A 14,200-nucleotide genomic window follows, 5' to 3' on the forward strand; every position below is an offset into this window, starting at 1 on the left:
CAGGCATAGTCCTTGCTTGCATCGGCCCCATCATGTTGATCTAACGTCTGAAAGACAGGCGTTGGCCAAGGGCGATATTGAGGCTGGATCGGCGGCGAGCGATGCGTGATCGCCGGGTCGACCGAAACGCCTCGTATGAAGATGGGGATTGCGTGGCAGGGGATGACCTAACGGCTGGGGGACCGGTGCGCCGTGCGCTGGATCTCCTTTATCTCGGAGCAGGCTACGCCGCCGGCGTCTTCCTGGTTGCGATCTTTGCGATCATGATGACCATGTCGGTCGGCCGCCAATTTGCGATCAACATTCCCGCCGGTGACGATTTTGCGTCCTGGTGCATGGCCGCGATGGCCTTTCTCGGCCTGGCGCATACCTTCAAGCGGGGAGAGATGATCCGCGTCGGCTTGCTGCTGGAACGGCTGCACGGGCGGACCAAGTGGATCGCGGAGATCGTGGCGCTCGGTATCGCCACCGCCTTCATTCTCTATTTCACCCGCTATGCCGTGCAGATGACCTACGATTCCTGGCGCTTCAACGATGTGGCGCAGGGTGTGGTCGCGCTTCCGCTCTGGATTCCGCAACTCGGTTTCGCCGGCGGTCTCGCGATCCTGTCGATCGCGCTGATCGATGAGATGATCAGCGTCGTCAGTGGCAACCGGCCGAGCTACGAGCTGGGCTCGCCCGACGAGACGCCGGAAGAATTCGTCGAACGCATCTCGCAGGGCGGCGGGGGTTGACCATGGCCAATCTTGGCATGATCGAGCTGTCGTTCGTCCTGCTCGGCGTCATGATCCTGCTGCTGGGAAGCGGCGTCTGGATCGCGGTCTCGCTCGGGCTCGTCGGCTTCGTGGCGATGGCGCTGACGACCAGCTTGCCGCTCGGCGCCGTGCTTGCCACCACCACCTGGAGCGCCAGCTCGTCGTGGACGCTGGCCGCGCTGCCGCTGTTCATCTGGATGGGGGAGATCCTCTTCCGTACCAAATTGTCGGAAGAAATGTTCCGGGGACTGTCGCCCTGGGTCCAGTGGCTCCCCGGGCGCCTGACGCATGTCAACGTGATCGGCTGCGGCATCTTCGCCGCCGTCTCGGGATCGTCGGCCGCGACCTGCGCGACGATCGGCAAGATCGCGCTGCCCGAACTCGACAAGCGTGGCTACGACAAGGGCTTGAGCCTCGGCTCACTCGCAGGCTCGGGGACCCTCGGTCTCTTGATCCCGCCCTCGATCCCCATGGTGGTCTACGCGGTCACGGCGAATGTCTCCGTGCTTCAGGTGTTCCTCGGCGGCTTCCTGCCGGGCGTGCTCGTGATGGTGCTCTATTCGGGCTACATCATCATCTGGTCGCTGCTGAATCCCAACAAGGTTCCGCCGCGCGATCCGCCGATGCTATTCCGGAAGAAGCTGCAGGAGTCGGCGAAGCTCGCGCCCTGTCTGCTGCTGATCATGGCGGTGTTCCTCTCGCTGGTGCTGGGCTTCGCGACCGCCACGGAATGCGCTGCGTGGGGTGTGACGGGCGCGCTGCTGCTGGCGTGGTGGAGCGGCACGCTCACGCGCAAGAACTTCCTCGAGAGCATCATGAGCGCGACGCGCCTGACCTGCATGATCATGCTGATCCTGGCAGGCGCGGCGTACACCACGGCGGCGATGGCCTATACCGGCATTCCGGCCGCACTCGCCACCTGGGTGCAGGGGCAGCAGCTCACGCCGGGCATGCTCGCGCTGTATCTGAGCATCATGTACATCATCCTCGGCTGCCTGATCGACGGCATCTCGATGATCGTGCTGACCGCCGTCATCGTGCTGCCGATGGTCAAGCAGGCCGGTCTCGACCTGGTCTGGTTCGGCGTCTACCTCATCATCCACGTCGAGATGGCGCAGATCACGCCGCCGGTCGGCTTCAATCTGTTCGTGCTGCAGAACATGAGTGGACGCGACACGTTCACGGTTGCGCGCGCGGCATTTCCGTTCTTCGTCCTGCTGCTCGCCGCGGTGTTCATCATCACGGAGTATCCGCAAATCGTGATGTTCCTGCCCAAGCTCGCTTTCCCAGACTGAGCGTAATCAAATCGAATGTGAGGAGAAGTCCGATGATGTCTCGTTTATTGCACGCGTCCTTGATCGCGGGCGTTATGGCGATTGCGACCCCCGCCTTGGCCCAAACCAAATGGAATTTGCCGGCGGCATATCCGGCGGACAACCCGCACTCCGAAAATCTCGTCGCCTTCGCCAAGGATGTCGATGCCGCCACGTCCGGCAAGCTCCAGATCACGGTTCATCCCGGTGCTTCGCTGTTCAAGGCGCCAGATATCAAGCGCGCGGTGATGACCGGGCAGGCGCAGATGGGCGAGGTGCTGCTCTCGATCCACGAGAACGAGGATCCGCTGTTCGGCATCGACGTCGTCCCGTTCCTGGCGACCAGCTTCCCGGACGCGATGAAGCTGTATCAGGCCTCCAAGCCTGCGATCGCCAAGAAGCTCGACGCGCAGGGGCTCAAGCTGCTGTTCGTCGTGCCCTGGGCGCCGCAGGGGGTCTACGTCAACAAGCCGCTCGCCACGGTCGAGGACATGAAGGGCCTGAAATGGCGGGCCTACAATGTCGGTACCGCGCGTATCGGCGAACTGGTCGGCGCGCAGTCGGTCACGATCCAGGCGGCGGAATTGCCGCAGGCGCTCGCGACCGGTGTGGTGAATTCTTTCATGTCGTCGGGCGGCACGGGCTACGACGCGAAGGCGTGGGAGTCGCTGAAGTATTTCTATGACGTGCAGGCCTGGATCCCCAAGGACTACACGTTCGTCAACAAGGCAGCGTTCGAAGCGCTCGACAAGCCGACCCAGGAGGCGATCCTCAAGGCCGCTGCGACGGCGGAGACCCGCGGCTGGAAGGCCTGGCAGGACAAGAGCACCTGGTACCTCGATCAGCTCAAGGCGAAAGGCATGAACGTCGAGCCGCCAAGCCCGGCGCTCAAGGCCGGCTTCCAGAAGATCGGCGAGCAGCTCACGGCCGACTGGCTCAAGAAGGCCGGGGCGGACGGCCAGGCGATCGTCGACGCCTACAAGAAGATGTAAGGACGGGCGGCCTTTCGCCCGGCTCGATTTCGAGGCGGGGTCACCATGCGTAACGCAGCGTGGCCCTGCCGGTGTAGGAGCGTAGCAGGTCCGACACCTCGCTGTCGAAATTGGCCGTGGCGGACCAGCCGTTCAGGTCGCGCAGCTCGATCGCAACGCCTGCCAGCGCTGCATTTGGCGCCAATGCGGCGTTGCCCGCGACCAGTGCCTGACCCGGCAAGGCCTGGAACGCCGCCGGAATCGACTGTCCCGCGCTGAAATCATGCGCCCAGGCGAGCCGCCCGCGCAGGCCCATCATGCCGCCGAACAGCGCTACGGACGTGCTCATGCGCAAACCGAGCTCGGTGCGGCTGTCGGTGAAGCTGGTGCTGGCGGGCGCCGTCGCGGACCTGTCGGCCATCGGGGCCGGCTGCGCGGCATTTGAGGGCAGGTGGAAGCTGGTGATCTGCGCGGCCGCATAGGGCGTGATGCCGAGCCAGCGCGTGGCCACGCGATAACCGCCCTCGAGGCGGCCGGAATAGGCGTTGGCGTTGACCACTGCGTTGAGCGGGTCCGTGCCCGCCGGCGTGACCTGATAGTCGCCGGTGATGGCCTGCCAGCCATAGGCGAGCCCAGTCGTGACATAGGCCGACCCGACCGCGTGCCTGACGAAGCCGCCGGCCTGGAAGAGGTCGGAGCGGCCGCTCGAGAAATTGCTGGCAAAGCCGGTGTTGCCGCCGGCGAGAGCAAAGCCCATGCGTGTCTGCGGCGAAAGAGAATAATCGGCCCCGGCCACGGTGCCGAAACTCCGGCTGGTCGATCCGTTGCCGCCGCTCGACACCTGCGAACCGCCAAAGCCGGCCGCCCAGACGCTCCAATGTGGTGCCGCCGGCGAGGGCTTGCCGTAGATCGCCCCATAGGCCTCGCGTCCGATGCCGCCATGCGTCCGCTCGTTGCCGATATCGGCGTAGGCCGTGAGTTCTGCGTCGATCCCGGCGGGCCCAACGCCGCGCCCGTCAATGGCGGGGTCGAGCAGGGTCTGCGCGAACTGCCTCATCGCAAGAAACGTCGCCTGGGCCGTCTCGGCCTGCGGGATGCGATCGCCGCCGCCGAAGGCTTGCTGCATACCGAAGCGGGCCGCGCCGGCAAAGCCGGGCGGCTCGCCATTCCAGCCATAGGCCGCCTGCATGCCGCCGCCGCCATTGCCGAACGATGCGCCTGGGAATGCTGCCGGCGGCGGGCCGCCAAACGCCGTGCCTGAGAAATTGTTGTAGCCCGGCGCATTCGAATTGCCGGGCCCCAACCCTGGCGCACCCGCAAACGCGCCGAACTCGCGCATGGTTTGCGCTACGGCCGGCTTCGGCAGCAGCAGGCCAGCTGCCAACAGCAGCAGCGCCAGACGGACACGCACGTCCGTGCTCACGACACCAACCGCATGAAGCGCCCCAACCGCGCCGGTCGCCAGCCGCGCAGCCCGCGCGGCGAATCTTCTGGAATCAGCGAATCCGGTGAGGTGGAATCGTAAATGCGTCTCTAAGGTTTTCCAATCTTTTCCTGACGTGTCGCGATGTCGTCGAAGGCGCGCAAACGATGTCCGGCGATGCGACGCATGTCGCGAATACGCAGTCTATGTTTCCAAATGTGTCTGCGGCCCGGCAGGCTCAGGCCGTGATCGCCTTCGCCGATCCGACCTCGCTGCGCAGCAGGAATTTCTGGATCTTGCCGGTCGAGGTCTTCGGGATCGGTCCGAACACGACGGCCTTCGGCGTCTTGAAGCCCGACATGTGGCTGCGGCAGAAGGCGATGATGTCGGCTTCGCTGGCGCTGGCGCCGTCCTTCAGCTCGACGAAGGCGCAAGGCACTTCACCCCATTTCGGATCGGGTTTTGCGACCACTGCGGCAAACAGCACGGCCGGGTGCTTGTAGAGAATGTCCTCGACCTCGACGGAGGAGATGTTCTCGCCGCCGGAGATGATGATGTCCTTGGAGCGGTCCTTGATGATGACGTAGCCGTGCTCGTCGAGCACGCCGAGATCGCCGGTGTGAAACCAGCCGCCTTCGAACGCTTCCGTGGTCGCCTTCTCGTTCTTGAGATAGCCTTTCATCACGATGTTGCCGCGGAACATGACCTCGCCGATGGTCTCGCCATCGCGCGGCACCTCCTGCATGGTCTGCGGATCGATGACGGTAACGCGTTCCTGGAGCGGGTAGGGCACGCCCTGCCGGCGTTTCATGCGCGCGCGCTCCGCAGGCGGAAGCTCGTCCCAGCCCGGCTGCTCGGCGCAGACGGAGGCGGGGCCGTAGACCTCGGTCAGGCCGTAGACATGAGTCAGCTTGATGCCGATGCTTTCGGCGCCTTCCAGCACGGCGACCGGCGGCGCGGCACCGGCGATCAGGCCGACGACGCGGCGCGCGGCTTTGCCTTTGGGCGCATCGGGGGCGTTGATCAGCACGTTATACACGATCGGCGCGCCGCACATGTGGGTGACACCGTGTTGCTTGATCAGGTCGAAGATCTTCGTCGGCTCGACCTTGCGCAGGCAGACATTGATGCCGGCCGATGCCGCGATGGTCCACGGAAAGCACCAGCCGTTGCAGTGGAACATCGGCAGCGTCCAGAGATAGACCGGATGCTGGCCGAGATTGCCGGCGAGGATGTTGCTGACGGCGTTGAGGTACGCGCCGCGATGATGGGTGACGACGCCCTTGGGATTTCCCGTCGTGCCCGAGGTGTAGCTCAGCGCGATCGCATCCCATTCGTCCTTCGGCGGGATCGCCGCGAAGGATGGGTCGCCTTGCGCGACGGCCGCTTCATATTCGATCTCGCCGATCCGGCTGCCGCCCTTGAACGATGCGTCGTCGACGTCGACCACGAACGGCCTCGGGCCCTTCATCTGCGCCAGCGCGTCTGTGACGACACCCGAAAACTCGGGATCGACCAGGATGATTTTCGCGCCGCCGTGGTCGAGCTGGAATGCGATCGAGGGCGCATCGAGGCGGATGTTCAGCGCGTTGAGCACGGCGCCGGTCATCGGCACGGCGAAGTGCGCCTCGTTCATCGCCGGAATGTTCGGCAGCATCGCCGCGACCGTGTCGCCGACGCCGATGCCCTTGCCGGCGAGCCAGGACGCAAAACGCCTGCAGCGCTCATGGGTCTGCGCCCAGGTGAAGCTGCGGCCCTCATAGACCGTGCTGACGTGATCGGGATAAACGGCGGCGCTGCGCGCGAGAAAGCTCAGCGGGCTCAGCGGCACGTAATTGGCGGGCGTCTTGTCGAGACCGATATCGTACTGGTTCTGCCGCTCACTCATCGACACCCTCCGTCAAAACGCCTCAAAGGAATCCAATCGAGATCCAGGGGAAGATCGCGACGACAATCAATCCCACCAGCAGCGCCAGCAGATAGCCCCAGATCGGCTTGATGCCTTCTGCCGGATCGACGCGTCCGATGGCGCAGGCGGCATAATAGCCGACGCCGAAGGGCGGGGCGAATAGTCCGATGCCCATGGCGAGGATGATCACCATCGCATAGTGCACCTCGTGCACGCCGACGGCCCGGGCGATCGGAAACAGCAGCGGTCCGAACAGCACGATTGCCGGAATGCCCTCCAGCACGCTGCCGAGAATGGTGAAGGCCAGGATCGAGACGGCGATGAAGGTCGCAGCTCCCCCGGGCAGTCCGGTCATGGCCGCCGCAAGCGAGCGCGAGAAGCCGGATTGGGTCAGGCCCCAGGCCATGCCGGTCGCGGTGCCGATGATCAGCAGGATGGCTCCCGACAGCGCCGCAGTCTCGACCAGCATCGGAAACAGCCGCCGCCAGTCGAAGCGGCGGTAGACGAGCAGGCCGACCAGGGCGCCATAGACGATGCCGATGGTGGACACTTCGGTGGCGGTGGCGATGCCTTCGACGACGGCGTAGCGGATCACGAAAGGCAGTGCGAGCGCGGGCAGGGCGACGATGAAGGTCTTGCCGATCTCACCACCCGTGGCGCGGCGGACGTGGCTCATGTCCTCGTGGCGGTAGCGCCACCACACCAGCATGCAGAGCGTAATTGCGAGCACGACGCCGGGTAGCAAGCCGCCGGTGAAGAGGGCGGCGATCGACACGCCGGTGACCGAGCCGATCGTGATCAGCACGAGGCTCGGCGGAATGGTCTCGGTCTGGGCGCCGGTGGCCGCCAGAAGCGCGACGAGATCGCCGGGCTTGGCGCCGCGCTGCTTCATCTCCGGAAACAGCACCGGCGCGACGGCCGCCATGTCGGCGGCCTTGGCGCCTGATATGCCCGAGACCAGGTACATGGCGCCGACCAGCACGTAGTTCAGGCCGCCGCGGACATGGCCGAGCAGGCTCGCCAGGAACGCCACCATGGCCCGCGCCATGCCGGTCATCTCGATCAGCAGGCCCAGGAATACGAACAGCGGCACCGAAAGCAGGATGAGGTGGCTCATGCCCTCGTCCATCCGCCCGACCAGCACCATCACGGGCGTCCGCGTGGTCAATGCGAGATAGCCGAAGATCGCAAGGCCAAAGCCGAACGCAATGGGAACGCCGGCAAACACACAGAACCCTGCGACGCCGACGAAGAAGATGACGAGGTTGAGATTGCCGAGCGGCCGCAGCGAAGGCTCCGCCAGCCAGAACAGGCCGATGATGACGGCAACGCTGACGATAGCGGCCGCGACCATCCGCCAATGGGCCGCCCGCAGCAGCCGCAGCAAGGCGAAGGCCGCCATCAGGCCGATGCCGGCCGGCAGCGCGGCGGCGCGCCACATGTTGGAAATCTGGAGCGCCGGGGTCGTGATGTAGCTTTCCTCGTAGGCGTAGTCGCAGGCCGGCCAGACGATCAGGATCAGAAACGCCAGGGCCGCAGAGGTCGCGACCAGATCGAGATAGGCCCGCATGGCCGGCCGCGCGCTGGCGACGACCGCGGTCATGCGCATGTGCTCGGAGCGGCGGAACGCGACCGCCGCGCCCAGCATGGCAAGCCACAGGAACAGGATCGAGGCGAGCTCGTCCGACCAGATCAGCGGCCGGTGCAGGCCGTAGCGTGCGACCACGCCGGCAAACAGGATCACGATCTCGGCGACGACCAGGATTGCCGCCGGGATTTCGACGGCAAGACCGAGCATGCGCTCGAGCGAAGCCAGCAGCGAAGGTCGGCGAGGGGACTGAAACGCCACCTCGCCCACCACTGCGGTCACCTCGACCTCGACATGAGCCATCCTGATACGAACCTCGACGGCCCCGACACGTTACGACAGCTTGCCGACGGCCTTTTCCAGGAGGTCCCAGGCCTGGTCGCCATACTTGCCCTTCCACTCGGCGTAGAAGCCGGCGGTGCGCAGCTTGTCGCGGAACGGCGCCACGGCCGGCTGATTGAAGGTCAGGCCCTTGGTCGCCAGCTCCTGCTGCAGATTGGCGTTGAGCTTGGCCGTGTCCTCACGCTCCTTGACGGCAGCGGCATTGATGTTCTTGGCGACGATGGTGCGCACGTCCTGAGGCAGCTTTTCCCAGGCTCGGCGGTTGGCCAGGAACCAGAAGCCATCCCACATGTGGTTGGTCAGCGAGCAGTATTTCTGCACCTCGTACAGCTTGGCGGTCGAGATGATCGCCAGCGGGTTCTCCTGGCCTTCGACGATCTTGGTCTGGAGCGCCGAATAGACCTCGCTGAAATTGATCGAGGCGGGCGCGGCGTCGAACGCCTTGAACATCGAGGTCCACAGCGGCGACACCGGCACGCGGATCTTGAAGCCCTTGAGGTCGTCGGGCCCGGTGATCGGCTTGGTCGAGGACGTGGTCTGGCGGAAGCCGTTGTCCCAAATCTTGTCCATGACCTCGAGGCCGGCCTTCTTGATCTCGCCGCGGACATGGGCGCCGAGGTCGCCGTCCATGGCCTTCCAGACCGTGTCGTAATCCGGGAACGCGAAGCCGATGCCGTTGATGGACGCCGCCGGCACCAGGGTCGACAGGATCAGGCCGGACAGCGTGAAGAACTCGACGCCGCCGGAGCGGATCTGGCTCAGCATGTCGGTGTCGGAACCGAGCTGGTTGTTCGGGAAGATCTGGAGGTCGAACTTGCCGTTGGTCTCGCTCTTGATCGCCGCCGCCATCTCCTTGGCGCGGACGTTCAGCGGATGGGTATCGGGCAGGTTATTGGCGTATTTGTAGGTGAACTCGGCGCTCTGGGCGCGGGCCACATGGGGCGCACTGAGGCCGCCCAGGACCGCGGTCGCGGCGGAGGCCTTGAGAAGCGTGCGTCGGGAAAAGCGCGTCGAAAAGACCATGGGTCTGCTTCCTCGGAAGGTTTGTTGTTGTTCTGAGATGCAAACCTATACGGACGTCAGGTCAGAAGGTCATCTGCGATCTCGCGAGGTCTCGCTTATTGCAGCCGGACAAGGTGACGGCAATATCGGCTTTCGGCGAGATGAGCCGGATGCAGAATTTGAAAAACAACCCCATGCACAGTAGCCGTCAAGTGCGGAGATGACGATCGGTGCGAGCACCGAAAACGGCCGGAAGCGAAGGAATAATGATAGGAGTGTCGCCTAAATATTTGATCTGATTGTATATAAATATATTCCATAATATACCTTATGCGAATCGGGTATTGACCCTTTGCCTGATCGTCCTCCACATAAGACCAGCACGAAAATGGAAGTCGCGGTCGTCGAGTCTGGTGAGCCCTATTCCGGCTCCCGCTCGAGAGCACGACTGCAGGGTTTCATGGTGCCAGAACAGGACGGACAATCCAGAATAGGACGGACAAACAGGAACCTCGAAGCTCGAGACGTCCGATGCTGGATCTCGGCGTCGCCATTCGGCGAGGCGGTGGCGTCCAGGTCCGCCCAAGCCGCGTTGAGGCGGGTCAGCTCAACCTGGAAGTCAACGCGGCGCAGGGCGGCCGTACACGCTATGGCAACGGACCAGATCGAGCCTGCCGTGGAGGTCGATCACCACCCTACTCCCGGCCGCATGAGGCAAGGTTAGTGCCGAGGCGTCATCAGCTCGATCGCAGGCACCTGCGCACTTCGTCAAACCCGGCATGCGTCAGCCACATCGTTCGACCATCGACGGGTTGCGGCCAGGATGAGAATTTGGCCATGACGATCTTGTTCTTGCGATCAACGAACAGATTCTGACCGTGGATGCCCATCGCGAACAATATTTCCGGATCGGTGTCGACCGTATACCATCCGCTGCGATAGCTCATGCTTCGGCTGATGGGAGCGAACGATTCACCCCACTGACCGGAGCTCCACGCCTTGCGATCACCGCCGGTCGCAAGACCGTGCACGATGTGGTTCGGGAAGATCTGCGCGCTGCCGGAGGATCCGTCGAGGCAAACCACCTGCCCGAGCCGCGCCAGGTCGCGGGCTGTTGCACAGAGCCCGCCTGCGCTGCGGGCAAAGCCGTCCCAATCCAGGGTGAGCTCGGCATCATCGCTGGCTATCGGAGTCCATAATTTCTCGGAAAGCAGGTCTTGCACCTTCGCGGAGGTTGCTCTCTCGATGACCCATCCAAGCAGATCGGTGTTTGCGGAATGGTAGGTAAAGCCGCCCCCGCATGGCCAAGCCGGGCCACCGAGCCGGGAGAAAAAGCTCCGGATATCCGTCTTGGGATCGCCGGGCGGTTCCCATCCGACCGATCGTGCGTAGCTCTTCTCCTGCGTCGCGTCGAAAAGAACAGCGACGCGCATGTCGAGCAAGTCCCTCGCCCGCGCCGCTGCGTAGGCCGAGTTGGTGACCTCCGGCACATAGGCGGTGATGGGCCTATCGAGCCTCATTGCTCCATCCGCCGCCAGGATCTCCGTCAACAGCCCAATGACAGCCTTGGTCGCGGACATCGCGATGTGGTGCGAGTTAGGCTCCATGCCGTTGCGATAAGCCTCGTAGACAAGCCGCCCGTCGTGCAGCACGATCATGGCGTCGGTCGACGTCGCCGCCAGAAACGGCTCGAGGCCCATGGACGAGCCATTGGGTAACCGGAGCGAAAACGCCTCGATGGACTCCGATGAGCTCGGAAACCGGGCTCCTTTGCTACCGGATCGGACGCGTGCTGTTGCGATTTCGGACGGGAGGTGATGGAACGCGCGATGATTTTGAGGCGATTGCCTCCAGTTCGACAGGTTCACATCCGGCTGAGGGGCATCGGCTTCCATCGCGATCGTTCTCCAGTTCGGCGGGGTAGCGGGCACGTGACGCATCACCGTCGCGTCAGCTCGGGTGGACAGTGGAAGAAGGCAACCTCCAGCAGCCGCAGCCAACAATTCACGCCGGTTCACGGGCGCACCTGACTCGCCAGCGCCAAATCGGGCTCGTCTTCTGTGGCTTGTGCGACGAAATGTCGACCGCCCCAGAGCGACAATGCGCTGATACCGCCGATGCCCATGAGATAGAGCGCGATCGGCCACGTTGCGCCGGCCCAAGCAAACAGAGCAGCGCTGATTGCAGGGCTGAAACCTCCGATCAATCCGGAGGCGAAATTGTAGCTGATCGATATTCCGCTATATCTGACCCGCGGGTTGAACAATTCCGCGACGTAGGCCGGAAGCACGGCATAGAGCGCACTCGTACCAAACAAGGCCATGCAAACTGCCGCCGTAACGCCCTCGAAAGTGCCGAGGCGGACCAAAGCAAAGAACGGGAAAGCGCCACCAACAGTCATCAGAGCGCCGAACAGAGCGATCGGTTTGCGTCCGAAGCGATCCGACAGCAAGGCAAAAATTGGAATGATAACCAGCGTAAAGGCCGATCCGACGAGCACGGCATTGAGCACTGTCTGCCGCGGAATTCCGACCGATTGCACCGCATAGGATACGACGAACAGAGTCTGCACGTAGAATGCGACCACGGTGCTCAGGACTACCCCGGTTCCGATCAGGATGGCCCGCCAATTCTGACGGAAAACCTCGGTGACCGGCTGCTTCGAGAGCTCGTTGTTTTTGGCAAGAGCGGCGAATTCGGGCGACTCGACCAATCCGATTCGCATGATCATGCCGACGATCACGAGAAGCGCGCTGGCGAGAAATGGGATCCGCCAGCCCCAGCTCAGGAAACTATCCTGAGGAAGTGTCGACAGGAGCGAAAAGGTCCCAGTGGACAAGAACAAGGCGATGGGCGAGCCCATCTGCGTGAACGAGCCGTAGAAGCCTTTTCGGGCGGCAGGTGCATGCTCCACGGACATCAGCACCGCGCCACCCCACTCCCCGCCAAAGGCAAATCCCTGAACGGTACGAAGGATCACCAGCATGATGGGGGCCAGAATTCCCACTTGTCCGTAGGTCGGCAGCAAACCGATCAAGAAGGTCGAGACGCCCATCGTCATCAGCGTGAAGACGAGCATCGACTTCCGGCCGATGCGATCGCCGAAATGGCCGCAGACCATTCCACCCAAAGGGCGCATGATGGCGCCGATGGCGAAGGTCGCGAACGACAGCAGCGTACCCACAACCGGATCGTAGGTCGGAAAGAACAGCGTGTTAAATGCGATCGCCGCCGCAGTCGCATAGATGTAGAAATCGTAGAGTTCGATGCATGTCCCGATCAGGCTGGCAAAGGCGGACCGCCGTGCGATGTTGGTTGACGCCATGGTGAATATCCCCCTCTTTCAAAAGCCCCGAACCGTTTGCCCGGAACACTCAGCGACGGGCCTCGAAGGCCGCGGCTGCGCGATAGATCGATGATTCTCCAGAGTGCTTTCCGACCAGCATCATGCCGATCGGCAGGCCATCGCTTTCGCCGCAGGGAATCGACAAGGCGGGATGACCGGAGCAATTGAATTGCATCGTGTTGGCGAGCGGCACCCCCGACAGGCGGATCAATTCCGATAGAGGCGCATCAGCCGCGGGCATCGGGCCTGCCTTCATCGGTGTCGTCGGCATCAACAGGAGGTCGTAACCCGAGAGCACCTCGTCATAGGCTGCACGCAAGCTGCGATTCAGATTTTGCGCTCGCGCGTAGTAGAGTCCGCCGTAGCGCTTCGAAAGATAATGCCCGGTCAGCATCGACAGCTTCAGCGACGGCGGCAGTTCGTCGGCGTGTTCGCGCCAATGCGAATGGGCCTGGAGCAGGCTCGTCACGTACAGCCCGCGCCAGCCGGTGCCGAACGCGTTTCCCTTCATCAGGGTATTCGTGCCGCCCTCACCGGCTATCGCGCGCCAGATCGTCCGGCCGGTCGCATGCATCGGGATGGATATCTCTTCGACGGCGGCGCCGAGCCGCTTGAAGACGTCGCTCGCCGCAAGCACTGCGGCATCGACGTCGCGCTCCGAGACAGGCAGGCCGAACCCCTCCCGAACGAGCGCGATCTTCATGCCGGCGACGCCGGCAGACAGGGCGGCAAGGTAGTCGCCCGACGCGCTCGTGCATTGTCTCGGATCGAGGCCGTCCGGACCCGCAAGCGTCTGCAGCAGCAGCGCGTTGTCGGCGACGGTGCGCGTCATCGGGCCGGCATGGTCGAGCGTCGGCTCGATCGGCATGATGCCCGTATAAGGCACGAGACCGTGCGTCGGCTTCATGCCGACGATGCCGCAGAACGATGCCGGTGCGCGGATCGAGCCACCCTGGTCGCAGCCGATGGCGAGGTCGGCTTCGCCTGCCGCGACTGCGGCAGCGCATCCCGATGACGAGCCTCCGGCGCTATATCCGCGCCGGTGCGGATTGTGCGTCGGGCCAGTCGCATTGGTGTGACTGCCCGCCGAAAAGCAGAAAAATTCGCAATTGGCCTTGCCGAGAATGGTGCCGCCGGCGTCGAGGATCCGCGTTACTACCGTGGCGTCGCAATCGGGCACGTAACCTTCGAGCGTCGACGAGCCATTCATCATGGGAACGCCGGCCAGGCAGATATTGTCCTTCAACGCAACGGTACGGCCAGAGAGCGGCCCTTCTGCTGCGCCCCTTATCTCCGATTTGACGTACCAGGCATGATGCGGATCTTCGCCGTGATCTGGTCTGTAGCCTGCCGATCGGGGATATCGCGGGGGCTGCACGACGTCCGTCACTTCGACATCGAACAATTTCATGAGCTCGAGATTGCCGGAGAGCATGCTGTGAAACGTGTCGCGCTCCGCCGCGCGCAGCGAGAAGCCGAGTTCGGACGCCAGGTGCTCGAATTCCTCGTGGCTGGGAGCTTTCAGGCTCATGTCAGTCATGTTCCGGATCA

Annotated in this window: 10 protein-coding genes; 3 read left to right on the forward strand and 7 right to left on the reverse strand. The window is 63.6% G+C overall.

The window, feature by feature from the left end:
• The first annotated feature begins 101 nt into the window (after positions 1–101).
• Genes TSA1_RS17370 through TSA1_RS17380 form a run of 3 tightly spaced genes read left to right on the forward strand, consistent with a single transcriptional unit; the run spans position 102 to position 3,060 of the window.
• Positions 102–734, forward strand: coding sequence for a TRAP transporter small permease (locus tag TSA1_RS17370; RefSeq protein ID WP_100177421.1), 633 nt, complete (start codon positions 102–104; stop codon positions 732–734).
• Between the two features lie 2 nt (positions 735–736).
• Positions 737–2,050 carry a TRAP transporter large permease gene (locus tag TSA1_RS17375; protein WP_100177422.1) on the forward strand — a complete coding sequence of 438 codons (1,314 nt, stop codon included), beginning with the start codon at positions 737–739 and terminating at the stop codon, positions 2,048–2,050.
• Positions 2,051–2,082: 32 nt separating this feature from the next.
• Positions 2,083–3,060 (forward strand): TRAP transporter substrate-binding protein, encoded by a 978-nt coding sequence (locus tag TSA1_RS17380; protein ID WP_100177423.1) that lies wholly within the window; start codon positions 2,083–2,085, stop codon positions 3,058–3,060.
• A 40-nt stretch (positions 3,061–3,100) separates the two neighbouring features.
• Here TSA1_RS17380 and TSA1_RS17385 read toward each other — a convergent pair whose 3' ends face one another.
• From TSA1_RS17385 to TSA1_RS17415, 7 genes are all read right to left on the reverse strand, one after another.
• On the reverse strand, positions 3,101–4,450 hold the full coding sequence (locus TSA1_RS17385; protein WP_145984329.1) for an autotransporter outer membrane beta-barrel domain-containing protein: 1,350 nt from the start codon (positions 4,448–4,450) through the stop codon (positions 3,101–3,103).
• 250 nt (positions 4,451–4,700) lie between these two features.
• Positions 4,701–6,350, reverse strand: coding sequence for an acyl-CoA synthetase (locus tag TSA1_RS17390; RefSeq protein WP_174718940.1), 1,650 nt, complete (start codon positions 6,348–6,350; stop codon positions 4,701–4,703).
• A gap of 22 nt (positions 6,351–6,372) precedes the next feature.
• Positions 6,373–8,262, reverse strand: coding sequence for a TRAP transporter large permease (locus tag TSA1_RS17395; RefSeq protein ID WP_100177426.1), 1,890 nt, complete (start codon positions 8,260–8,262; stop codon positions 6,373–6,375).
• 30 nt (positions 8,263–8,292) lie between these two features.
• Entirely contained in the window at positions 8,293–9,324 is a 1,032-nt protein-coding gene (locus tag TSA1_RS17400) for a TRAP transporter substrate-binding protein (RefSeq protein WP_100177427.1), read from the reverse strand.
• 716 nt (positions 9,325–10,040) lie between these two features.
• Complete coding sequence (locus TSA1_RS17405) at positions 10,041–11,198, reverse strand: serine hydrolase domain-containing protein (RefSeq protein ID WP_245448319.1); 1,158 nt, start codon at positions 11,196–11,198, stop codon at positions 10,041–10,043.
• A gap of 119 nt (positions 11,199–11,317) precedes the next feature.
• Positions 11,318–12,628 carry an MFS transporter gene (locus TSA1_RS17410; protein ID WP_100177429.1) on the reverse strand — a complete coding sequence of 437 codons (1,311 nt, stop codon included), beginning with the start codon at positions 12,626–12,628 and terminating at the stop codon, positions 11,318–11,320.
• Between the two features lie 49 nt (positions 12,629–12,677).
• Positions 12,678–14,180 carry an amidase gene (locus TSA1_RS17415; RefSeq protein ID WP_100177430.1) on the reverse strand — a complete coding sequence of 501 codons (1,503 nt, stop codon included), beginning with the start codon at positions 14,178–14,180 and terminating at the stop codon, positions 12,678–12,680.
• Positions 14,181–14,200 lie beyond the last annotated feature (20 nt).

The organism is Bradyrhizobium nitroreducens (genome assembly GCF_002776695.1).
Lineage (GTDB): Bacteria > Pseudomonadota > Alphaproteobacteria > Rhizobiales > Xanthobacteraceae > Bradyrhizobium > Bradyrhizobium nitroreducens.

Coding starts and splice junctions, on each gene's coding strand:
- TSA1_RS17370 (WP_100177421.1), top strand. CDS start 102: ATGCGTGATCGCCGGGTCGACCGAAACGCCTCGTATGAAGATGGGGAT.
- TSA1_RS17375 (WP_100177422.1), top strand. CDS start 737: ATGGCCAATCTTGGCATGATCGAGCTGTCGTTCGTCCTGCTCGGCGTC.
- TSA1_RS17380 (WP_100177423.1), top strand. CDS start 2,083: ATGATGTCTCGTTTATTGCACGCGTCCTTGATCGCGGGCGTTATGGCG.
- TSA1_RS17390 (WP_174718940.1), bottom strand. CDS start 6,350: ATGAGTGAGCGGCAGAACCAGTACGATATCGGTCTCGACAAGACGCCC.
- TSA1_RS17395 (WP_100177426.1), bottom strand. CDS start 8,262: ATGGCTCATGTCGAGGTCGAGGTGACCGCAGTGGTGGGCGAGGTGGCG.
- TSA1_RS17400 (WP_100177427.1), bottom strand. CDS start 9,324: ATGGTCTTTTCGACGCGCTTTTCCCGACGCACGCTTCTCAAGGCCTCC.
- TSA1_RS17405 (WP_245448319.1), bottom strand. CDS start 11,198: ATGGAAGCCGATGCCCCTCAGCCGGATGTGAACCTGTCGAACTGGAGG.
- TSA1_RS17410 (WP_100177429.1), bottom strand. CDS start 12,628: ATGGCGTCAACCAACATCGCACGGCGGTCCGCCTTTGCCAGCCTGATC.
- TSA1_RS17415 (WP_100177430.1), bottom strand. CDS start 14,180: ATGAGCCTGAAAGCTCCCAGCCACGAGGAATTCGAGCACCTGGCGTCC.